The sequence below is a fragment of the Erythrobacter sp. 'gip.4 top 5' genome (assembly GCF_056495765.1).
Window position 1 is genome coordinate 2,475,420 of record NZ_CP200270.1, and the last position, 19,155, is coordinate 2,494,574.

A 19,155-nucleotide genomic window follows, 5' to 3' on the forward strand; every position below is an offset into this window, starting at 1 on the left:
CCTCACCTTTTGTCGATTACTTCGCGCGTGCGGCCTTGTTGGCATCACGGCGCGCAAGCTTCTTTTCGTGCTCAGGCGTCGGTGCAGGCGCAACCTCAACCTTGCCGCCGGCAGCTTCGACCGCGGCAATCGCGCCCTTGGTGGCGCCGGTCACGGCGAATGTCACCTTGGACGTGATCACGCCCTTGCCCAGCAGACGAACGCCGTCCTTGCCATCACGAACCAGACCAGCGGCCCGAAGTACATCTTCGGTAATGGTAGCATTGCCGTCGAGCTTTTCAGCATCGATGAACTTCTGGATCATGCCAATGTTTACTTCGGCATAATCCTTGGCAAACGGATTGTTGAAGCCGCGCTTTGGCAGACGCATGTGCAACGGCATCTGGCCGCCTTCAAAGCCCTTGATCGCAACACCGGAACGGGCCTTCTGACCCTTTTGGCCGCGGCCCGAAGTCTTGCCCTTGCCCGAGCCGATACCACGGCCGACCCGGGTGCGGACCTTACGGGCGCCCGCATTATCGCGGATGTCATTCAGTTTCATAGTGTGCACTCGCTTTCGCTTTTGTCGCGCTGACAGAAAGGAAGGCCCCGACGATGCGGGGCCTTGCCTGGATTGATTAGTCGACGACCTGCACCAGATGCGGGATCTTGGCAATCGCGCCACGCACCTCTGGGGTGTCTTGGCGCTCTACAACCTTGTGCATCTTGTTCAACCCAAGACCGATAAGGATCTTGCGCTGGCTTTCGGGACGACGGATCGGTGAACCGACCTGCTTGATCTTGATGGTAGCCATGATCGGTTACTCCACGATCGCAGCAGCGTCGGCTTCCGCCTCGGCTGCGTTCGATCCGCCACGACCAAGAAGGTCGGCAACCTTTTTGCCGCGACGCTGAGCAACCGACTTCGGTGAAGTCTGCTCAGACAAAGCGTCAAAGGTCGCACGGATCATGTTGTACGGGTTGGACGTGCCGACCGACTTGGTCACCACATCGGCAACGCCGAGGCTCTCGAAGACGGCACGCATCGGACCACCGGCGATGATACCGGTACCCGGAGGCGCCGTACGAAGCGTAACCTTGCCAGCGCCAAAGCGGCCATTGCCGTCATGGTGCAGCGTGCGTCCTTCCTTGAGCGAGACGCGGATCATCTTCTTGCGTGCAGCGGCGGTCGCCTTGGTGATGGCTTCAGGCACTTCGCGTGCCTTGCCATGGCCAAAGCCAACACGACCCTGACCATCGCCAACTACGACCAGCGCTGCAAAGCCAAAGCGCTTACCACCCTTGACCGTCTTGGACACGCGGTTGATGTGGACCAGCTTTTCGATGATGCCATCATCTTCTTCCTGCCGGCCACCGCGATTATTGTCACGACCACCGCGACCACGACCACGGTCGCCGCCGCCACCGCTATTGCCGCCACGGCCACGGCCACGACGGGCGTTGCCATCATCAGCCTGCGCGGGCGACTGGTTCTCAGCCGCTTCCGAGGGGGTGGTTGCCACCGCGGGCACCTCAACCTTGTTTTCGGTGTTTTCGTCAGCCATCATCAGAACTCCAGCCCGCCTTCGCGGGCGGCATCGGCCAGCGCCTTGACGCGGCCATGGAACAGGAAACCGCCACGATCGAACACAACCGTGGTCACGCCCGCTTTCTTGGCAGCATCAGCAATCAACTTGCCGACCTCAGCAGCAGCATCGACATTGGCACCGCTGGTCTTCACGCCCAAGGTCGACGCCGCGGCGACCGTGCGGCCGGCAGCGTCGTCGATGATCTGCGCGTAGATGTGACGGCCAGTGCGGTGCACCGACAGACGAGGCTTGCCACCGGCCCGCGCACGCAGTGCTGTGCGAACCCGCTGACGGCGCCGTTCAAAAAGGGAAAGCTTTGCCATCTTATCTCTTCTTCCCTTCCTTGCGGAAGATATATTCGCCGCGATAGGCGATCCCCTTACCCTTGTACGGCTCGGGCTTGCGCCAGCGACGGATTTCAGCAGCAAACTGACCAACCGACTGCTTGTCCGTACCGGAGATCTCGATCGTGGTCTGATCCGGAGTCTTGACTTCAAGACCCTCGGGAACCGGAAGATCGACATCGTGGCTATAGCCAAGCTGCAACTTCAGATTGCGGCCTTGTGCGTTGGCACGGTATCCGACGCCCTTGATGACAAGAATCTTGGTGAAGCCGTCGGTGACGCCTTCAACGAGGTTCGAGACCAAAGTGCGCTGCATGCCCCAGAAGGCCCGCGCCTGGCGGCTGTCGTTGGCCGGCTTGACCGAAATCTCGCCCTCTTCAACCTTGTAGTCAATGAGATCCGAGAGGCCAAGATCGAGAGTGCCCTTGGGCCCCTTGACAGTCAGAAGACCATTATCAATGGTGGCAGTCACCCCGCCGGGGATGGCCACCGGCTTTTTGCCGATGCGGCTCATCAGAACACCTCCGCCAGCACTTCGCCACCGACGTTGTGGTTCCGCGCTTCGGCATCCGAAAGCACGCCACGCGGCGTCGAGACGATGGTGATGCCAAGGCCGTTGCGGATCGTCGGAAGTTCCTTGGAACCCGAATAGACGCGGCGGCCAGGCTTCGAAACACGAGCCACATGCTTGATCGCAGGTTCGCCTTCGAAATACTTCAGTTCGATCCGCAGTGCCGGGTGCTTGCCCGAATTGTCCTCAGTGTAGCCACGAATGTAGCCTTCACGCTGGAGCACTTCGAGCACGCTTGCACGAAGATTGCTCGCGGGCGTGAGCACGGAGTCCTTCTTGGCGCGCTGGCCGTTGCGGATACGGGTGAGCATGTCACCCAAGGGATCGGTCAATGCCATTGTTCAGTCCTCACCAGCTCGACTTGGTCAGGCCGGGAATCATCCCGCTGTTACCAAGCTGGCGCAGTTCGATACGGTTAATGCCGAACTTGCGGTAATAGCCGCGCGGGCGGCCGGTGGTGGCGCAACGATTGCGGACCCGGGTCGGGTTCGCGTTGCGCGGAAGCTCTGCCATCTTGAGGCGCGCAACGAGACGTTCCGTCTCATCGAGCGATTCATCGGCTGCAATCGCCTTCAGCTTCTCGTACTTCGCAGCGTACTGCTTGACGAGCTTCTTGCGACGCTCATTCTTATTAATGGAACTCAGTTTCGCCATGGACTTAAGCTCTCTTGCCTCGTGTCTCTAGGGGGAAGCGGCTCACGCCGCTTCTTTCTGCTCGGTCTTGTTTGCGCTCGGGGCTTCACCCTGGAAGGGGAAGCCGAACAGACGCAACAGTTCACGCGCCTCTTCGTCGGACTTCGCGCTGGTGGTGACGATGATGTCCATCCCACGCACCTTGTCGATCTTGTCGTAGCTGATTTCGGGGAACACGATCTGTTCCTTCAGCCCCATCGCGTAATTGCCACGGCCATCAAACGACTTGGCGTTCAGGCCGCGAAAGTCACGGATGCGTGGCATCGCAACAGTCACCAGACGATCAAGGAACTCGTACATGCGTTCACGGCGCAAGGTAACCTTGCAACCGATCGGCATGCCTTCACGCAGCTTGAACTGCGCGATCGACTTCTTGGCGATCGTGATGACCGGCTTCTGACCAGCAATCAGCGCCATTTCCTCAGCGGCGGTCTGGACCTTTTTCTTGTCCTGGCTCGCTTCGCCAACGCCCATGTTGAGCGTGATCTTCTCGATCTTGGGAACTTCGAGACGGTTCTTGTAGCCAAACTTCTCGGTCATCGCTTTCACGATTTCCTCGTCATACTTGGCCTTCATCCGGGCGGTGTAATCAGCCATCGATGGTCTCCCCACTCTTCACGGCGACACGCACTTTCTTGCCGTCCTTCATTTCGAAACGGACGCGCGTGGCCTTGCCGGACTTGGGATCAGCAAGGGCAACCTTCGAGATATGCATCGGAGCCGGGAACCGGTCGATACCACCTTGCGGGTTGGCCTGGCTGGGCTTGCGGTGACGGACGGCGATATTCACGCCTTCGACAACAACCTTGCCGTCCTTGGGCATGACCTGAGCGACCGTACCGGTGCGCCCCTTGTCCTTGCCCGACAGCACGACAACGCTGTCACCCTTCTTGATTCTTGCCGACGCCATTACAGCACCTCCGGAGCGAGCGAGATGATCTTCATGAAACCACGCGAACGCAGCTCGCGGACCACCGGGCCAAAGATACGGGTGCCAATCGGCTCCTCGTTCTTGTTGACCAGCACGGCAGCATTGCTGTCGAACCGGATCACGGTCCCGTCGGGACGGCGAACGTCCTTGCGGGTGCGGACGATCACAGCGCGATGGACATCGCCCTTCTTGACCTTCGCGCGCGGCTGCGCCTCCTTGATGGAGACGACGATCACATCGCCAACGCCCGCGGTACGACGCTTAGAGCCACCCAGCACTTTAATGCACTGGACGCGCTTTGCGCCGCTATTGTCCGCGACGTCGAGATTGGACTGCATCTGGATCATTGATCCGATTCCTTCTCATTGGCTTTCCGGGACGCCCGATCCGACCGGGGCCCGGGAGTTCCGTTTACGTCAGTTGCTCAGTTACCCGCGGCTGCAACGTCCAGATCGGCTTCCACCGCCTGAACGCCACCTGCCACAACCCGGTCCTTGACGATCCAGGTCTTGGTCTTGGACATCGGACGGGTCTCTTCGATCCGCACGACATCACCCACGGTGAATTCGTTCTGCTCATCGTGCGCATGATACTTCTTCGAACGCCGGATGATCTTCCCGTACAACGGGTGCTTCACCTTGCGTTCGACCAACACGGTCACGGTCTTGTCTGTCTTGTCGGAGGTCACAGTCCCGACGAGGATGCGCTTGGGCATTGTGTTACTCCTTACGCTTTAGCGGCGGCGGTTTTGGCCGCACGCGCGTTTTGCAGCGTTTTGATCTGCGCGATGGTCCGGCGCACCTGACGGATGCGCGAGGGAGCCTCGAGCTGGTTGGTCGCAGCCTGAAACCGCAGATTGTACTGTTCGCGCTTGAGCTCGGTAAGCTCGGCGGTCAGCTGATCATCGGTCTTGGTGCTAAGGTCCGCAAAGTCGGCCATTATTCGCCTCCCAGATGGCTGGTGTCACCCATACGGGCAACAACCTTGGTCTTGATCGGCAGCTTCATGGCTGCACGCTCGAACGCCTCAGCGGCCAGGGGCCCTGCAACGCCGTCGAGTTCAAACAGGATCCTACCCGGCTTCACGCGTGCAGCCCAGTATTCCACGGAACCCTTGCCCTTACCCTGACGGACTTCGGCAGGCTTCTTGGTCACGGGCACATCGGGGAAGATGCGGATCCACAGGCGACCCTGACGCTTGATGTGCCGCGTGATGGCACGACGTGCCGCTTCGATCTGGCGCGCGGTGATCCGCTCGGGTTCCAGCGCCTTCAGGCCGTAAGAACCGAAGTTCAAGGTGGTGCCACCCTTGGCCTCACCCTTGATCCGCCCCTTGAACTGCTTGCGGAACTTGTGCTTTTTTGGTTGCAACATGGTCTGTTACCTCTAGCGAGCCGGCCGGACGCCGGAAGTCTGCGCTTCCATCATCAGGCGGTCCTGTGCGGTCGGATCATGGGCGAGGATCTCACCCTTGAAGATCCAGACCTTGATCCCGATGATCCCGTAGGCGGTCAGCGCCTCGCAATCGGCGTAGTCGATGTTCGCACGCAGCGTGTGAGCCGGCACGCGACCTTCGCGATAGGACTCAACGCGTGCGATTTCCGCACCGCCAAGACGTCCGCCGCAGGTGATCTTGATGCCCTCTGCACCCAAACGAATAGCGGACTGCATTGCGCGCTTCATCGCCCGGCGGAACGCCACGCGGCGCACCAGCTGATCGGCAATGCCCTGCGCCACAAGCTTAGCATCGATTTCCGGCTTACGGATTTCAACGATGTTCAACTTCACGTCGCTCGGCGTCATCGTCGCAAGCTTCGAGCGCAGCTTTTCAATGTCTGCGCCCTTCTTGCCGATGATCACGCCAGGACGCGCCGCATAGATCGAAACGCGGCACAGCTTGGCCGGACGCTCGATCACCACCTTGGAAACTGCCGCCTGCGGCAGATTCTTCATGATGTACTTGCGGATCATCACGTCTTCTTTGAGCAGCTGCGCATAGTCACGCCCTTCGGCGTACCAGCGGCTGTCCCAGGTGCGGTTGATCTGCAGGCGCAGACCGATCGGATTGCTCTTCTGGCCCATCTTACGCCTCTTCTGCTTCGCGAACGACAATCCGAAGCCGGCTGAACGGCTTCAGGATCCGGGTCGACTTGCCGCGTCCACGGGTATGAAACCGCTTCATCGTCACCGACTTGCCGACCGAAGCTTCCGCCACGATCAAAGCATCAACGTCGAGGTTGTGGTTGTTCTCAGCGTTGGCGATCGCCGATGCGAGAACCTTGCTCGCATCGCGTGCCATCGCCCGCTTCGAGAAGGTGAGAATGTTCAACGCATCCTCCACCTTCTTGCCGCGGATCAGGGCTGCAACGAGGTTGAGCTTCTGTGCAGAACCACGGATCGTGGTGCCGACAGCCAGCGCCTCATTGTCGCCCACGCGGCGGGGTGCCCTTGCCTTGCTCATCAGCGCTTGCCCTTCTTGTCAGCAGCGTGACCGGGGAAGGTGCGCGTCGGCGCAAATTCACCAAGCTTGTGGCCGACCATTTCCTCAGAAACCGAAACGGGAATGAACTTGCGCCCATTATAAACATTGAAGGTCAGCCCAACGAACTGCGGCAGAATCGTCGAGCGACGCGACCAAGTTTTGATCGGCTTGGTATTGCTCGCCTCCTGCGCGGTCTCAGCCTTCTTCAACAGGCTCAGCTCGACAAACGGACCTTTCCAGACGGAACGTGCCATCGTCTTTTACCTCTTCTTCTTCGCGTGACGCGAACGGATGATCAATTTGTCCGTCTGCTTGTTATTGCGTGTGCGGGCACCCTTGGTCGGCTTGCCCCATGGAGTCACCGGATGGCGACCGCCCGAGGTCCGACCTTCACCACCACCATGCGGGTGATCGACCGGGTTCTTGGCAACACCGCGAGTCAGCGGACGAACGCCCATCCAACGCTTACGACCGGCCTTGGCAAAGTTCTGGTTGCCGTTGTCTGGGTTCGAAACGGCGCCCACTGTGCCCATGCAATCAGCTCGCAGGTAACGTTGCTCGCCCGAGTTCAGACGCACGATGACCATTGCGCGATCACGGCCCACGACCTGCACATAAGTGCCTGCCGAACGCGCGATCTGACCGCCCTTGCCCGGCTTCATTTCCACATTGTGGCAAATGGTGCCGACCGGCATCTGACCCAGCAACATCGCATTGCCCGGCTTGGTGTCGACTTTTTCGCCAGCGACAACCTGATCACCGACAGCAAGACGCTGGGGTGCAATGATATAGGTCTGCTCGCCATCTTCGTACTTCACCAAGGCGATGAAGGCCGTGCGGTTCGGGTCATATTCCAGACGCTCGACGGTAGCCGGCATGTCCCACTTACGACGCTTAAAGTCGATGAAGCGGTACTTCTGCTTGTGACCACCGGCAATGCCACGCGAGGTGACATGGCCCTTGTTGTTACGGCCACCGGTCTTGTGCTTACCTTCGGTAAGCGCCTTGACTGGCTTGCCCTTCCACAGAGCTGATTTGTCAACCAGGATCAAACCGCGACGCGCGGGACTGGTTGGCTTATAATTCTTGAGTGCCATTGTTCGTATCCTGTCCCTTGGCCTCAGATACCGCTGGTGATGTCGATCATTTCACCCTCAGCGAGGGTGACAATGGCCTTCTTCACATCGCAGCGCGTGTAGGGCTTGCCCTTCCAACGCTTGACCTTACCCTTCATGATCAGGGTGTTCACGGCGACGACCTTCTTATCGTAGATCGCCTCGATCGCTTCCTTGATCTGCGGCTTGGTGGCGGTGCCGGCAACCTTGAAGACCACGGCGTTGTGTTCCGACGCCAGCGTCGACTTTTCGGTGATGTGCGGTGCGATGATCACGCCGTAGTGACGCGCATCGACGGTTTGCTTTTTAGCCATTGAAACGCGCCTCCAGCTTTTCCACGGCGGCCTTGGTCAGCACCAGCGTGTCGTGGTTGAGGATGTCATACACGTTGGCGCCCATGGCCGGCATCACGTTGATGCCCGGAAGGTTTCCGGCAGCCTTCTTGAAGCCTGCGTCAACCTGCTCGCCGTCGATCACCAGCACCTTGCCCGAAAAACCGCCCTTGGCGAGCTGGCCCTTGAGGGTCTTGGTCTTGATTTCGGCAAGCTCAAGCGTGTCAACCACGACGAGCCCATCCTTGGCCTTGCTCGAAAGCGCCATTTTGAGGCCAAGTGCACGGATCTTCTTATTGAGCGATTGGTCGAAGTCACGCTTGCGCGCACCATGAGCCTTACCGCCACCGATGAAAATCGGGGCTGCGCGGTCACCGTGGCGAGCTGTACCGCCACCCTTCTGCTTGCCGAACTTCTTGCCGGTGCGGGCCACGTCCGAACGCTCACGCGTCGGGCGGGCGGTGCCACGGCGATTTTCGAGCTGCCAGGTTACAACCCGGTGCAGGATGTCAGCGCGCGGCTCAATGCCGAACACGTCATCCGAAAGTTCGATATCGCCCGAGGCCTTGCCCTCGATGTTCTGAACCTTAATCTTCATGGCTCAGCCTTCCTTGTTTTCTTCAGTGGCCGCAGCGTCGTTTTCAGCGCCTTCGGTCACCACGACATCTTCGGCAGCCGTTTCTGCAACCGAGGGGGTGCCATCGTCAGCCTTGAGAGCCTTCTTGTCGAGCACCGCACCGGGGAACGGCACGCCTTCGGGAAGCGGCAGCTTCACCGCGTCGCGAACGAGCAGCCAGCCATTCTTCGCACCGGGTACCGATCCCTTGACGAAGAGAAGCCCGCGTTCGGCGTCTGTACGAACGATTTCGAGGTTCTGCTGAGTGCGCTGACGATCGCCCATATGGCCGGCCATCTTCTTGCCCTTGAACACGCGGCCCGGATCCTGACGGTTACCCGTCGAACCGTGGGCACGGTGCGAGATCGAAACGCCGTGAGTGGCGCGCATACCGCCGAAGCCCCAGCGCTTCATGGCGCCGGCAAAGCCCTTGCCCTGCGTATGGCCAGTGATGTCGACCATCTGGCCAGCGATGAAATGCTCGGCGCTGATGGTCGATCCGACATCAACAAGGCCAGCGGCATCTTCGACGCGGAATTCCGCGACGCGCTTCTTCAAGCCCACATCGGCCTTGGCGAAATGTTCACGCTGCGGCTTGGCAACGTTCTTCTGCTTGGCTTCGCCTGCACCGAGCTGGACAGCGAAGTAGCCGTCACGGTCAGTGGTGCGGTGGGAAACCACTTGGCAATCTTCCAGCGACAGAACGGTCACAGGCACGTGCCGTCCATCCTCCTGGAAGAGGCGGGTCATCCCGACTTTCTTTGCGATCACGCCGGTGCGCATCGTCAGTTACTCCTCAACAGAGGCACCCGGCGGACCATCCGCAAGGTGCATGGCAGGCCACGACACAAGCGTCGCAACCCAGTTCAGCCCAAATTTTCATGCATCGCCCCGTCCGGGCTAAGTGCTCTCTTTGGCCGGGTGGCCGGAAGAGCGAGACGGGGGACGCAGCCCGGATATTCTATCCGGCGGTATCCACCCTATCGTCAGAAGAGGCGCTTACAGCCTCAACGATAGAGGCCCCTGCCGAAGCAGGGGCATTTCGGCTGGCTTAAGCCAGCTTGATCTCGACGTTCACGCCAGCAGCCAGATCGAGCTTCATCAGCGCATCGACCGTCTGGGCGTTGGGCTGCACGATATCGAGCAACCGCTTGTAGGTACGAACTTCGAACTGCTCACGCGACTTCTTGTCAACGTGCGGACCGCGGTTCACCGTGAACTTCTCAATTCGCGTCGGCAAAGGAATGGGGCCGCGAATAAGCGCGCCAGTGCGGCGGGCCGTATCAGCGATCTCACCAGTTGCCTGGTCGAGAACGCGGTGGTCAAACGCCTTGAGGCGAATACGGATATTCTGAGCTTCCATGTCCTACTACCGATGCGAAAGAGCCAAGGAGACACCGGCAACCCGGCTTCTCCCAAAAAACAAAGGCCGGCCCCACTCATTTCCGGTTTCCCGAGAGCGGGCGGCCTCATTGAAAACTTATCGCAGACGGGACGAATCTCGTCTGCGGATGCGAGCCTATACGGAGCGCAAGGGATTCTGGCAAGAGGCGTCAGCAAGGAAATTACGTGCCCGTGAAACGACCGCGCTGACTTTGCCTATCCTCCTGCCTTAAACCAAAAAGGCCCGGCAACTCAACAGAGCAACCGGGCCTTTTCAGTGTTCAGTCAATTCCCCGAAGGAAGAAGACTCTTACTTGGTGATCTTCGCAACAACGCCCGAACCCACGGTGCGGCCGCCTTCGCGGATCGCGAAACGCAGACCTTCGTCCATTGCGATCGGAGCGATCAGCTTCACGCCGATCGAAACATTGTCACCCGGCATCACCATTTCGGTGCCTTCGGGAAGAACGACTTCGCCGGTCACGTCAGTGGTGCGGAAGTAAAACTGCGGGCGGTAGTTGGCGAAGAACGGCGTGTGACGGCCACCTTCATCCTTCGACAGCACGTAGACTTCGGCTTCAAACTCGGTGTGCGGCTTGACCGTACCAGGCTTGCAGAGAACCTGACCGCGCTCGACATCTTCACGGGCAACGCCGCGGATCAGGGCGCCGACGTTGTCGCCAGCTTCACCGCGATCGAGCAGCTTGCGGAACATTTCCACGCCGGTGACGGTGGTCTTGCGGGTGTCCTTGATGCCGACAATTTCGACTTCTTCGCCCACGTTGACGATGCCGGTTTCGATACGGCCGGTCACCACGGTGCCACGACCCGAGATCGAGAACACGTCTTCGATCGGCATCAGGAACGGCTTGTCGACCGGACGGTCGGGCTGTGGGATGAAGCTGTCGACAGCTTCGATCAGTGCAATCACCGAATCCTTGCCGATGGCGTCATCGCGACCTTCAAGAGCGGCAAGTGCCGAACCCTTGATGATGGGGATGTTATCACCATCGAAATCGTACGACGAGAGCAGTTCGCGCACTTCGAGTTCAACCAGTTCGAGGATTTCCTCGTCATCAACCTGATCGACCTTGTTCATGTAAACAACCAGCGCGGGCACGCCGACCTGACGGGCGAGCAGGATGTGCTCACGGGTCTGGGGCATCGGGCCGTCAGCGGCGTTCACGACCAGAATCGCGCCGTCCATTTGGGCGGCACCGGTGATCATGTTCTTCACGTAGTCAGCGTGACCCGGGCAGTCGACGTGGGCGTAGTGACGCGCAGCTGATTCGTATTCGACGTGGGCGGTCGAGATGGTGATCCCGCGCTCACGCTCTTCCGGGGCCTTGTCGATGTTGGCGAAGTCGACAGCTGCGCCGCCGTATGTTTCTGCCATCACCTTGGTGATTGCAGCAGTCAGCGTGGTCTTGCCATGGTCAACGTGACCGATGGTGCCGATGTTGCAGTGCGGCTTGTTCCGCTGGAATTTTTCCTTAGCCATTTCTCTGATGTACCTTCTTGGATGATTGATGTGTTCGCGGGAAAAACGGCAGCGCCCGCTGAATCAGGCGCCGCCCCTAGACTGCTAAGGCAGCTTAGGCAAGTTTCTCCTTGACCTCGGCAGCGACGTTGGCCGGAACCTCGTCATAGTGCGAGAACTGCATCGAGTAGTTCGCGCGACCTTGCGAGAAGGAGCGCAGTTCGTTGACATAGCCGAACATGTTGGCGAGCGGCACAAATGCATCAACCGCCTGAGCATTGCCGCGTGTGTCAGTCCCCTGGATCTGCCCGCGCCGCGAGTTCAAGTCGCCGATCACGTCGCCCAGATATTCATCGGGGGTAATGACTTCCACCTTCATGATCGGCTCAAGCAACTTGATGCCGGCCTTCTGCGCGACTTCACGCATGGCACCGCGCGCGGCGATTTCGAACGCAATCGCGCTCGAGTCGACGTCGTGGTACGCACCATCGGTCAGCTTGATGCTGAAATCGATGATTGGGAAGCCGACCAGGTGACCGCTGGCCGCCTGTTCACGGAAGCCCTTTTCGATCGCCGGGATGTATTCGCGCGGGATGTTGCCGCCCTTGATCACGTCTTCGAAGATCACGCCTTGACCGCGCTCACCGGGGATGACCGTAACCTTGACGCGGCCGAACTGGCCCGAGCCGCCCGACTGCTTCTTGTGCGTGTAATCGACGTCGACTTCACGAGCGAGATATTCTCGGTAAGCCACCTGCGGCGCACCGACATTGGCTTCGACCTTGAATTCACGGCGCATCCGATCGACGATGATGTCGAGGTGCAGTTCGCCCATGCCCTTGATGATGGTCTGGCCACTCTCCTGATCGGTCGAAACGCGGAAAGACGGATCTTCAGCCGACAGACGATTGAGCGCGATGCCCATCTTTTCCTGGTCAGCTTTGGTCTTGGGCTCCACCGACAATTCGATCACCGGCTCGGGGAACTCCATCCGCTCTAGCACGATCGGCGCGTTGCTGGCGCACAGGGTGTCACCCGTGGTGGTTTCCTTCATGCCAGCCAGCGCGATGATGTCGCCTGCGAACGCTTCATCCACGTCCTTGCGCTCGTTCGCATGCATTTCGAGCATACGACCGACCTTTTCCTTCTTATCCTTCACCGAGTTCAGGTAAGTGCCCTTGCCGAGAGTGCCTGAATAAATGCGAATGAAGGTCAGGCTTCCGACGAACGGATCGTTCATCACCTTGAACGCCAGCGCACTGAACGGCGCTTCGTCGGTTGCAGGACGGCTATCGACTTCGTCGCTGTCCATCTTGACGCCCTGAACATCAGGAATGTCGAGCGGCGACGGCAGGTAATCAACCACGGCATCGAGCAGTGGCTGCACGCCCTTGTTCTTGAACGCCGAGCCACAGCACACAGGCACGAACGACTGGTTGAGCGTGCCCTTGCGGATCAGCGCCTTCAGCGTGGCCGCATCAGGCTCATTGCCTTCTAGGTAGGCTTCCATCGCCTCGTCGTCTTGCTCGACGGCAAGTTCGATCAGCTCACTGCGATACACCGCAGCTTCATCGGCCAGATCGGCCGGGATATCTTCATAGACAAACTCGGCCCCTAGCGATTCATCCTTCCAGATGATCGCACGATTGTGCACGAGGTCGACCAGACCCTTCAGATCAGCTTCGAGACCGATCGGAATGTAGAGAACGGCCGGGCGTGCACCAAGACGATCGATGATCGACTGGACGCAATACTTGAAGTTGGCGCCGGTGCGATCAAGCTTGTTGATGAAGCACATGCGCGGCACGCCGTACTTGTCAGCCTGACGCCATACGGTTTCGGACTGCGGCTCCACGCCCGCAACGCCGTCGAAGCACGCGACCGCGCCATCGAGCACGCGCAAGGAACGCTCAACTTCGATCGTGAAGTCGACGTGGCCGGGGGTGTCGATGATGTTGATTCGGTGTTCCGGACCCTTGCCGTCTTCGGCATTCCAGAAACAGGTTGTCGCAGCGGACGTGATCGTGATCCCGCGCTCCTGCTCCTGCTCCATCCAGTCCATCGTCGCAGCGCCATCATGCACTTCGCCGATCTTGTACGACTTGCCGGTGTAGAACAAAATCCGTTCGGTCGTGGTGGTCTTGCCGGCGTCGATATGCGCCATGATGCCGATATTGCGATAGCGTTCGAGCGGATGGCTGCGTGCCATGAGGAATTCCTTGGAGTTGGAGAAGCGGCCCGGTCCAACAAGAGACCCGTCGCACGCTCCATATAGTGATGATTGTGACAGCCGGAAGACCCCAAATCACTTGGCGCTTCCGGCTGATCGCAATCCTACCAGCGGTAGTGCGAGAAGGCGCGGTTGGCGTCCGCCATCCGGTGCGTATCTTCGCGCTTCTTCACCGCGTTGCCACGGTTGTTGGCCGCATCCAGCAACTCACCCGACAGACGCGCTGCCATCGTGGTTTCCGGACGACCGCGCGCGGCCGTGATCAGCCAGCGAATGGCCAGCGCCTGGGCACGCTCGGGGCGAACCTCCACAGGCACCTGATAGGTCGCACCACCCACACGGCGGCTGCGCACTTCGACCTGCGGCTTCACATTGTTCAGCGCATCATGAAACAGCTGGATCGGATCGGCCTTGGCCTTCGTTTCCACCGTGGAGAGCGCGCTGTAAACGATGCCTTCGGCAACCGCTTTTTTGCCGTCATACATGAGGTTGTTCATGAACTTCGACAGGATCTGATCACCATACTGGGGATCGGGCAGGATGACCCGCTTTTCGGGACGACGACGACGTGACATATTTTTAAACTCCTTCGGAGTGCGGCCCCTGCCCTGCCTTCCGTCATCCTGAACTCGTTTCAGGATCCATCAGGCGGCGGGCTCAGCCCTTTAACTGGATCGACCTGCGCCCGAGGCACCGTGGATCCTGAACCAAGTTCAGGATGACCCGGCACCACAGGCACCCGGGTCACTTCGGACGCTTGGCGCCGTACTTCGAGCGGCTCTTCTTGCGATCCTTCACACCCTGTGTGTCGAGCACGCCGCGCAGGACGTGGTAACGCACACCGGGAAGATCGCGCACACGCCCGCCGCGGATCAGCACAACGGAGTGCTCCTGCAGGTTGTGGCCTTCACCGGGGATGTAGCTGATGACTTCGCGCTGGTTGGTCAGGCGCACCTTGGCCACCTTGCGCAGCGCCGAGTTCGGCTTCTTCGGAGTCGTCGTGTAAACACGGGTGCAAACGCCGCGCTTCTGCGGGTTCTGCTCCATCGCAGGGACCTTGGACTTGGCCTTCTGCGGGACGCGGCCCTTGCGGACCAGCTGGTTGATTGTCGGCATTAGTTCTCACTTCACCTGATGAGGGCGACACCGGAACCGGACAATGTGGGAGGAGAGAAAAAGCCAAGCCTATCACCCCGGACCTGATCCGGAGCCGCGATCCACCAGCACCAATGCTGCGGCCGCGAAATCCCGAGCAATGCCGGGACGACGAACGAGACTGAAACGCTCCACCCGCCTATCCGGCCCTTCGGCCACCGGGTTACTTTGACGACGGCCTCCCGTGAGGGAGACAGAGCCGCCAATGTTCAGCTCAATCCGGGAATGACCCCGGAAGATGCGCGCCCTTAGGCGGGATTGGGTGGGGGGTCAAGAGTTGGTGTTGGAGGGGACGAGGCATCCAACACCCTCGCGTGTGGCACCAGCGGCAACCAACAACGGCGCGTGTGGCGGTAAACCGGCGGCGCAGCCGCCGCAAGGCCGGAGTCGAAGCCGAAGGCGCAGACGTGCGAAGCACACCTGCAAGGCCGCCGCGCCTTTTGGCGCGTAAGCCAAGCAGCGCGGACGCGATGCGCCCGGCGCTTGAGGGGCGAAACAAAGAATCTCGCGAGGCAACTGCCCTCTTGTCCGTCACTCATACCGACAAGACTCTAAAAGGCGCTCATCAATGCGCTTCGGCAAATCGAGAAGCTTATGAACAACTGAACCTCTGTATTCCGGTGCAGCCTGAACCACAACGGACGAGAACCTCCTATCTCCGCGCCACAAATCCACGTGTGGCAGATAAAGAAGGTGGACTAGATCCCCTGCCACGCTCCGCTCAAACTCAGATGGTGTACCTTTTAGACCTAGAACCTGTTTCATGTAATAGTCGAAGGCCGCAGCCATTAGATTCGCAGATTTTATCCGCTCAATAACTTGATACGGAAGCTCGTCTTCATTTTTGATTTTGAAATTGGGAACAAATTCTTCTAAATCTTCGTATCCGATTTTTGTGATTGAAGTCTTATATCTATCATGAACTATATTCAAAGCCTCTGCTAACATTTTATCAGCCCCTTCCCGGCCAAGAAACTGCTTCACTGGGGCTATTGCGTTTTCAATATTTTCTTTCAGCTGCCACCCCATCCCCGACATCCAAGTTGGAATTGCTGAACTATCGCCAGTGTATCGTTCAAAAAAGACATCAATGAAAGTCTTGGGCTTAGCAACACCTTTAAAGAGGCGGTGAGCAGCCTCTCGTGAGGAAATTTTGTTTTCGATGAGTGGGATCAGTGCAGACCGAAGGTATTTTTCAGGAATTCCCATTTGGCTTTCAAGCTCGGAAAAGTCTCCTTGTTTAAAGATTTTGGCTATCTTCAATTTCTTTCTGGCACTTTTCATTTTTCGCCGTTGAGTGAAGGTTTGGGGCACCATGGCACCAAACTGCTCATCAATCTCGACGATTATCTTTCTTTTAAAATCAATAAGTACACCATCAACATTCGGATACCAATATCTACTGACATTAATAAATACTGGCTCTTGGCTAAGTTTAATGCCCATCACCTCTCTAAGTGCTGTCGAAATCTCCATAGCCATCAATCGTGTTGGGTAAGGCAAGGCATATTCCCCACATAGCGCCTCGATCGCTTCAGCCTTGGCAAAACATATATCTTTCGTATCTTTTCTATACTGAATAAGCTCACTCATTAGTGGTATTGAAAATGGAAATATAACTCTTCCCGATTGTTTGTAATCTAAAAGTGTCCGATATATACTTACCATGCCTTCATTAGCAACACCGCGAACAACATCGCCAAACCGTGAATAATCTTGCGTATCCAGATAGACAGTTATCGGGTTCGCCATTTCTCTTCAAAACCCTCCCGTCGCCTCACGTGCAGGCCGGTTACCACAAGTAGCCAATTGAAACAGCAGCAAGCCTAGCCCCGGGTCAAGCCCGGGGAGACGAAAAGGGGGGGCGGACGATGACGTTCTCGGCTTCCCGAGTCTGTTTGTTGGCGCCCTCAGGCGCCGGGCGCAGCGCGTCCGCGCTGCTTGGCTACGCGCATAAGGCGCGGCGGCCGGTCGGCCTTGCGGCGGCTGCGCGCCGGTTCAGCGCCGCACGCTCAGGTTGGAGGCTCCGAGCCCACCCCAACCCCTCCCGCCAGCGGGAGGGGATTTTGGATTTTCCTACTTCCCTCCCCTGTGCAATCCCCCCCCGCGCCATGACCAAGCGCCCCTCCCCCACCGCGCGCGCCTCGCGCTCCGCCGACCGCCCCATCGTCCGCAACAAGCGCAAGATCCCGCGGCAGGCGACCTCCGCCGTCGCGTTCGAACTGGCGCCGCCTGCGCCCGATGATCCGCTGCTCGATTTCATGCCCGTGCCGCATGTGGCGGCGCGGTCCAACTCGATCACGCCCGATGTGCAGCGCGCCTTTATCGCGCAGCTCGCCGCCACCGGCATCGTCACGCAGGCTGCGCGGCATGTCGGCAAGAGCATGGAGTCGCTTTACAAGCTGCGCCAGAGACCGGGGGCCGAGGGGTTCCGGGCGGCGTGGGATGCGGCGATTGATCGGGGGGTGGCGCGGCTGGAGGATTCTGCGCTCGCCCGTGCGATTCAGGGCGAGGAGCGGCTGATCCTCCACGCGGGCGAGGTCGTCGCGGCGGAGCGGCGGCATAATGAACAGTTGGTGATGTTCTTCCTGCGCAACCGTCTGCCCCACCGCTATGATCAGCAAAAGGACATCGGGCCGGACCATCCGGTCTATCGCAAGGTGGCAGCCGCCTATGCCGAGGAACAGCGGCGCAAAGCGGCCGATCCGGCCACGGCGGCCCAGCAGCGGCGGGCCATCGATGGGATGGTCGCGCAGTGGTACAAGGGGTTTGCCAGGCTGTGGGAGGAGCGGCTGGCGGCGGTGGGGATCGACCTCGATGACCCCCTGTTCAAGGCCCGCGCCGATGCGCTGCGGGCCGAGGGGCGCTGGCCGGAGGAGCGGCCCGAATTGTTCGGGATCAGGATCGACGCGGCCGACTAGGTCGGCAACGCCGCCGTCAGGTACTGCACCAGCGCGCGCACCTTCTTGCTGCGCCATTGCGGGGCCGGGGCGAGCAGCCAGTAGGCGCGGTTGGCCGGCTCCGGCGCGGTCAGCGCGATGAGGCGGCCTTGTGCGAGCGCGCTGGCCGCCAGGGCTTGCGGCAACACCGTGCGGCCCATCCCCGCCAGCGCGGAGGCGAGCGCTTGCCCTGGACTGCCGGCCTTGATGCAGGGGTTTATCCCATCGGCCAGCGGCATTCCCGGCCAGTCAATCCACGGCCCGGAGTCATCGGCGCGGTGGTCCGGCGCGGCGACGGTGACGCGCATTGCAGGCGCCAGTTGCACGCCCTGCAGCTCGCCCGGCCCGTCGACCAGCCGAATCGCAAGATCGAGGTTCGCCTCGGTGAAATCGGCGTGTTCGTCGGGCGAGAGGATGTATTGCACCCCCCCTGAGTCCTTGCGCGTGCCCGCCTGGAACGTCGCCAGCCGGGGGGCGAGCCATTCGGCGTAGAATTCGCGGGGGACGGCGATGGTGTAGCGGTCGGACGCCTGGCCCGCCTGCATCGCCTCGACGCTTTCCTCGAACCGCAGGAAGCCTTCGCGCAAAGGATCAAGCCCCGCTGCGCCCTCGGGCGTAAGCTCGAGGCCTTTGGAGGTGCGGCGGAACAGGACGACGCCGAGCACATCTTCGAGCGCGCGGATCTGCTGGCCGACCGCGGCAGGCGTGACGGCGAGTTCGTCAGCCGCGCGGGTGAACGACAGGTGCCGCGCGGCGGCATCGAACACGCGCAGGGCGTTAAGGGGCAGGTGGGTGCGCTTCACAGGCGTGCGATTAAGCGCGCTTGCCCGGTCCCGCAAGACTTAGCGGGGCGTGCGGCCCTCGGCCGTTTCGGGTGCGGCGAGCGGGAAGAAGGGGATGCGCACTTCGGCAGGCGAGCCATCGGCGCGTTCAAAGGTGTAAAACCCTTCCATCGAACCGAACGGTGTCGTCAGCGGGCAGCCCGAGACGTAATCGTGGCTCTGGCCGGGGGTGAGCAAGGGCTGCTCGCCCACCACGCCTTCGCCATCGACATGGTTCACCATCCCGCGCCCGTCGGTGATGCGCCAGTGCCGGGTCAGCAGCCGCATGGCTTCATGCGAAGCGTTCTCGATACGGATGTGATAGACCCAGAACCACTTGCCCGCCTCCGGATGCGACTGTTCCGGCAGGTAATTGACGGCGACGCGGACGGTCACTCCATCGGTGGTGGCGGCGTGCTGGAAAAATTCTTTCATGTCGCCTCTCAAACTAGCGATTTGTCGCTGGGTCACAAGAGGCTCAACGCAGGTAATCCCC

General features: G+C 59.9%; 29 protein-coding genes. 1 reads left to right on the forward strand and 28 read right to left on the reverse strand.

The window, feature by feature from the left end; genetic code table 11:
* Window positions 1-16: 16 nt before the first annotated feature.
* The 26 genes from rplO to ACRANW_RS12080 form a co-directional block, all read right to left on the reverse strand.
* The gene (gene rplO, locus ACRANW_RS11955; RefSeq protein WP_479432004.1) at window positions 17-541 is read right to left on the reverse strand and encodes a 50S ribosomal protein L15; all 525 of its coding nucleotides are present in this window, start codon (window positions 539-541) and stop codon (window positions 17-19) included.
* A 76-nt stretch (window positions 542-617) separates the two neighbouring features.
* Window positions 618-794 (reverse strand): 50S ribosomal protein L30, encoded by a 177-nt coding sequence (rpmD, locus tag ACRANW_RS11960; RefSeq protein WP_479432005.1) that lies wholly within the window; start codon window positions 792-794, stop codon window positions 618-620.
* A 6-nt stretch (window positions 795-800) separates the two neighbouring features.
* Window positions 801-1,544 (reverse strand): 30S ribosomal protein S5, encoded by a 744-nt coding sequence (rpsE, locus tag ACRANW_RS11965; RefSeq protein WP_479433938.1) that lies wholly within the window; start codon window positions 1,542-1,544, stop codon window positions 801-803.
* A 2-nt stretch (window positions 1,545-1,546) separates the two neighbouring features.
* Window positions 1,547-1,891: a 50S ribosomal protein L18 gene (rplR, locus tag ACRANW_RS11970; protein WP_479432006.1), complete on the reverse strand. Its 345-nt coding sequence runs from the start codon at window positions 1,889-1,891 to the stop codon at window positions 1,547-1,549.
* A 1-nt stretch (window position 1,892) separates the two neighbouring features.
* The gene (rplF, locus tag ACRANW_RS11975; RefSeq protein WP_479432007.1) at window positions 1,893-2,426 is read right to left on the reverse strand and encodes a 50S ribosomal protein L6; all 534 of its coding nucleotides are present in this window, start codon (window positions 2,424-2,426) and stop codon (window positions 1,893-1,895) included.
* On the reverse strand, window positions 2,426-2,821 hold the full coding sequence (gene rpsH, locus ACRANW_RS11980) for a 30S ribosomal protein S8 (RefSeq protein ID WP_479432008.1): 396 nt from the start codon (window positions 2,819-2,821) through the stop codon (window positions 2,426-2,428). The genes rplF and rpsH overlap by 1 nt, the downstream gene beginning before the upstream one ends.
* A gap of 10 nt (window positions 2,822-2,831) precedes the next feature.
* Window positions 2,832-3,137, reverse strand: coding sequence for a 30S ribosomal protein S14 (rpsN, locus tag ACRANW_RS11985; RefSeq protein WP_069310542.1), 306 nt, complete (start codon window positions 3,135-3,137; stop codon window positions 2,832-2,834).
* A 42-nt stretch (window positions 3,138-3,179) separates the two neighbouring features.
* Window positions 3,180-3,773: a 50S ribosomal protein L5 gene (gene rplE, locus ACRANW_RS11990; protein ID WP_479432009.1), complete on the reverse strand. Its 594-nt coding sequence runs from the start codon at window positions 3,771-3,773 to the stop codon at window positions 3,180-3,182.
* Entirely contained in the window at window positions 3,766-4,086 is a 321-nt protein-coding gene (gene rplX / locus ACRANW_RS11995; protein ID WP_479432010.1) for a 50S ribosomal protein L24, read from the reverse strand. The genes rplE and rplX overlap by 8 nt, the downstream gene beginning before the upstream one ends.
* Window positions 4,086-4,454 carry a 50S ribosomal protein L14 gene (rplN, locus tag ACRANW_RS12000; RefSeq protein WP_054118166.1) on the reverse strand — a complete coding sequence of 123 codons (369 nt, stop codon included), beginning with the start codon at window positions 4,452-4,454 and terminating at the stop codon, window positions 4,086-4,088. Before rplN ends, rplX begins: the two co-directional genes overlap by 1 nt.
* Window positions 4,455-4,531: 77 nt before the next feature.
* Window positions 4,532-4,822 (reverse strand): 30S ribosomal protein S17, encoded by a 291-nt coding sequence (rpsQ, locus tag ACRANW_RS12005; protein ID WP_479432011.1) that lies wholly within the window; start codon window positions 4,820-4,822, stop codon window positions 4,532-4,534.
* An 11-nt stretch (window positions 4,823-4,833) separates the two neighbouring features.
* Window positions 4,834-5,046 (reverse strand): 50S ribosomal protein L29, encoded by a 213-nt coding sequence (gene rpmC, locus ACRANW_RS12010; protein WP_479432012.1) that lies wholly within the window; start codon window positions 5,044-5,046, stop codon window positions 4,834-4,836.
* Window positions 5,046-5,480 carry a 50S ribosomal protein L16 gene (gene rplP / locus ACRANW_RS12015; protein WP_479432013.1) on the reverse strand — a complete coding sequence of 145 codons (435 nt, stop codon included), beginning with the start codon at window positions 5,478-5,480 and terminating at the stop codon, window positions 5,046-5,048. The genes rpmC and rplP overlap by 1 nt, the downstream gene beginning before the upstream one ends.
* Before the next feature lie 12 nt (window positions 5,481-5,492).
* Complete coding sequence (rpsC, locus tag ACRANW_RS12020) at window positions 5,493-6,188, reverse strand: 30S ribosomal protein S3 (protein WP_479432014.1); 696 nt, start codon at window positions 6,186-6,188, stop codon at window positions 5,493-5,495.
* A gap of 1 nt (window position 6,189) precedes the next feature.
* Window positions 6,190-6,567 carry a 50S ribosomal protein L22 gene (rplV, locus tag ACRANW_RS12025; RefSeq protein WP_479432015.1) on the reverse strand — a complete coding sequence of 126 codons (378 nt, stop codon included), beginning with the start codon at window positions 6,565-6,567 and terminating at the stop codon, window positions 6,190-6,192.
* Window positions 6,567-6,842: a 30S ribosomal protein S19 gene (rpsS, locus tag ACRANW_RS12030; protein ID WP_479432016.1), complete on the reverse strand. Its 276-nt coding sequence runs from the start codon at window positions 6,840-6,842 to the stop codon at window positions 6,567-6,569. The genes rplV and rpsS overlap by 1 nt, the downstream gene beginning before the upstream one ends.
* Window positions 6,843-6,848: 6 nt before the next feature.
* A complete protein-coding gene (gene rplB / locus ACRANW_RS12035; RefSeq protein ID WP_479432017.1) occupies window positions 6,849-7,685 on the reverse strand; it encodes a 50S ribosomal protein L2 in 837 nt (278 codons plus the stop codon).
* Between the two features lie 23 nt (window positions 7,686-7,708).
* Window positions 7,709-8,017 (reverse strand): 50S ribosomal protein L23, encoded by a 309-nt coding sequence (locus ACRANW_RS12040; RefSeq protein ID WP_479432018.1) that lies wholly within the window; start codon window positions 8,015-8,017, stop codon window positions 7,709-7,711.
* Complete coding sequence (rplD, locus tag ACRANW_RS12045; RefSeq protein ID WP_479432019.1) at window positions 8,010-8,633, reverse strand: 50S ribosomal protein L4; 624 nt, start codon at window positions 8,631-8,633, stop codon at window positions 8,010-8,012. The genes ACRANW_RS12040 and rplD overlap by 8 nt, the downstream gene beginning before the upstream one ends.
* A gap of 3 nt (window positions 8,634-8,636) precedes the next feature.
* Complete coding sequence (gene rplC / locus ACRANW_RS12050) at window positions 8,637-9,434, reverse strand: 50S ribosomal protein L3 (protein WP_479432020.1); 798 nt, start codon at window positions 9,432-9,434, stop codon at window positions 8,637-8,639.
* A 268-nt stretch (window positions 9,435-9,702) separates the two neighbouring features.
* On the reverse strand, window positions 9,703-10,014 hold the full coding sequence (gene rpsJ / locus ACRANW_RS12055; RefSeq protein WP_017665146.1) for a 30S ribosomal protein S10: 312 nt from the start codon (window positions 10,012-10,014) through the stop codon (window positions 9,703-9,705).
* Window positions 10,015-10,344: 330 nt separating this feature from the next.
* Complete coding sequence (tuf, locus tag ACRANW_RS12060; RefSeq protein ID WP_479432021.1) at window positions 10,345-11,535, reverse strand: elongation factor Tu; 1,191 nt, start codon at window positions 11,533-11,535, stop codon at window positions 10,345-10,347.
* A 94-nt stretch (window positions 11,536-11,629) separates the two neighbouring features.
* Window positions 11,630-13,723: an elongation factor G gene (gene fusA / locus ACRANW_RS12065; RefSeq protein ID WP_479432022.1), complete on the reverse strand. Its 2,094-nt coding sequence runs from the start codon at window positions 13,721-13,723 to the stop codon at window positions 11,630-11,632.
* A 125-nt stretch (window positions 13,724-13,848) separates the two neighbouring features.
* Window positions 13,849-14,319 carry a 30S ribosomal protein S7 gene (gene rpsG, locus ACRANW_RS12070; protein ID WP_479432023.1) on the reverse strand — a complete coding sequence of 157 codons (471 nt, stop codon included), beginning with the start codon at window positions 14,317-14,319 and terminating at the stop codon, window positions 13,849-13,851.
* Window positions 14,320-14,488: 169 nt separating this feature from the next.
* Complete coding sequence (rpsL, locus tag ACRANW_RS12075) at window positions 14,489-14,860, reverse strand: 30S ribosomal protein S12 (RefSeq protein ID WP_324827010.1); 372 nt, start codon at window positions 14,858-14,860, stop codon at window positions 14,489-14,491.
* A 570-nt stretch (window positions 14,861-15,430) separates the two neighbouring features.
* Window positions 15,431-16,651, reverse strand: coding sequence for a hypothetical protein (locus ACRANW_RS12080; RefSeq protein WP_479432024.1), 1,221 nt, complete (start codon window positions 16,649-16,651; stop codon window positions 15,431-15,433).
* Between the two features lie 359 nt (window positions 16,652-17,010).
* On the opposite strand from ACRANW_RS12080, the gene ACRANW_RS12085 reads away from it, so the two are divergent.
* On the forward strand, window positions 17,011-17,820 hold the full coding sequence (locus ACRANW_RS12085; protein WP_479432025.1) for a hypothetical protein: 810 nt from the start codon (window positions 17,011-17,013) through the stop codon (window positions 17,818-17,820).
* Here the strand turns inward: ACRANW_RS12085 and ACRANW_RS12090 are convergent.
* Entirely contained in the window at window positions 17,817-18,641 is an 825-nt protein-coding gene (locus ACRANW_RS12090; protein WP_479433939.1) for a LysR family transcriptional regulator, read from the reverse strand. The two genes, ACRANW_RS12085 and ACRANW_RS12090, sit on opposite strands and share 4 nt — an antisense overlap.
* 39 nt (window positions 18,642-18,680) lie before the next feature.
* Window positions 18,681-19,094, reverse strand: coding sequence for a Co2+/Mg2+ efflux protein ApaG (apaG, locus tag ACRANW_RS12095; protein ID WP_479432026.1), 414 nt, complete (start codon window positions 19,092-19,094; stop codon window positions 18,681-18,683).
* Window positions 19,095-19,155: the final 61 nt, after the last annotated feature.

Coding starts and splice junctions, on each gene's coding strand:
- ACRANW_RS12080 (WP_479432024.1), bottom strand. CDS start 16,651: ATGGCGAACCCGATAACTGTCTATCTGGATACGCAAGATTATTCACGG.
- rplR (WP_479432006.1), bottom strand. CDS start 1,891: ATGGCAAAGCTTTCCCTTTTTGAACGGCGCCGTCAGCGGGTTCGCACA.
- rpsS (WP_479432016.1), bottom strand. CDS start 6,842: ATGGCACGTTCCGTCTGGAAAGGTCCGTTTGTCGAGCTGAGCCTGTTG.
- rpsL (WP_324827010.1), bottom strand. CDS start 14,860: ATGCCGACAATCAACCAGCTGGTCCGCAAGGGCCGCGTCCCGCAGAAG.
- rpsE (WP_479433938.1), bottom strand. CDS start 1,544: ATGGCTGACGAAAACACCGAAAACAAGGTTGAGGTGCCCGCGGTGGCA.
- rpsG (WP_479432023.1), bottom strand. CDS start 14,319: ATGTCACGTCGTCGTCGTCCCGAAAAGCGGGTCATCCTGCCCGATCCC.
- rplB (WP_479432017.1), bottom strand. CDS start 7,685: ATGGCACTCAAGAATTATAAGCCAACCAGTCCCGCGCGTCGCGGTTTG.
- rpsQ (WP_479432011.1), bottom strand. CDS start 4,822: ATGCCCAAGCGCATCCTCGTCGGGACTGTGACCTCCGACAAGACAGAC.
- fusA (WP_479432022.1), bottom strand. CDS start 13,723: ATGGCACGCAGCCATCCGCTCGAACGCTATCGCAATATCGGCATCATG.
- rplV (WP_479432015.1), bottom strand. CDS start 6,567: ATGAGCAAGGCAAGGGCACCCCGCCGCGTGGGCGACAATGAGGCGCTG.
- ACRANW_RS12040 (WP_479432018.1), bottom strand. CDS start 8,017: ATGGCTAAAAAGCAAACCGTCGATGCGCGTCACTACGGCGTGATCATC.
- rplO (WP_479432004.1), bottom strand. CDS start 541: ATGAAACTGAATGACATCCGCGATAATGCGGGCGCCCGTAAGGTCCGC.
- apaG (WP_479432026.1), bottom strand. CDS start 19,094: ATGAAAGAATTTTTCCAGCACGCCGCCACCACCGATGGAGTGACCGTC.
- rplE (WP_479432009.1), bottom strand. CDS start 3,773: ATGGCTGATTACACCGCCCGGATGAAGGCCAAGTATGACGAGGAAATC.
- tuf (WP_479432021.1), bottom strand. CDS start 11,535: ATGGCTAAGGAAAAATTCCAGCGGAACAAGCCGCACTGCAACATCGGC.
- rplP (WP_479432013.1), bottom strand. CDS start 5,480: ATGTTGCAACCAAAAAAGCACAAGTTCCGCAAGCAGTTCAAGGGGCGG.
- rplN (WP_054118166.1), bottom strand. CDS start 4,454: ATGATCCAGATGCAGTCCAATCTCGACGTCGCGGACAATAGCGGCGCA.
- rpmD (WP_479432005.1), bottom strand. CDS start 794: ATGGCTACCATCAAGATCAAGCAGGTCGGTTCACCGATCCGTCGTCCC.
- rpsN (WP_069310542.1), bottom strand. CDS start 3,137: ATGGCGAAACTGAGTTCCATTAATAAGAATGAGCGTCGCAAGAAGCTC.
- ACRANW_RS12085 (WP_479432025.1), top strand. CDS start 17,011: ATGACCAAGCGCCCCTCCCCCACCGCGCGCGCCTCGCGCTCCGCCGAC.
- rpsJ (WP_017665146.1), bottom strand. CDS start 10,014: ATGGAAGCTCAGAATATCCGTATTCGCCTCAAGGCGTTTGACCACCGC.
- rplD (WP_479432019.1), bottom strand. CDS start 8,633: ATGAAGATTAAGGTTCAGAACATCGAGGGCAAGGCCTCGGGCGATATC.
- rpmC (WP_479432012.1), bottom strand. CDS start 5,046: ATGGCCGACTTTGCGGACCTTAGCACCAAGACCGATGATCAGCTGACC.
- rplC (WP_479432020.1), bottom strand. CDS start 9,434: ATGCGCACCGGCGTGATCGCAAAGAAAGTCGGGATGACCCGCCTCTTC.
- rpsH (WP_479432008.1), bottom strand. CDS start 2,821: ATGGCATTGACCGATCCCTTGGGTGACATGCTCACCCGTATCCGCAAC.
- rplF (WP_479432007.1), bottom strand. CDS start 2,426: ATGAGCCGCATCGGCAAAAAGCCGGTGGCCATCCCCGGCGGGGTGACT.
- rplX (WP_479432010.1), bottom strand. CDS start 4,086: ATGGCGTCGGCAAGAATCAAGAAGGGTGACAGCGTTGTCGTGCTGTCG.
- rpsC (WP_479432014.1), bottom strand. CDS start 6,188: ATGGGCCAGAAGAGCAATCCGATCGGTCTGCGCCTGCAGATCAACCGC.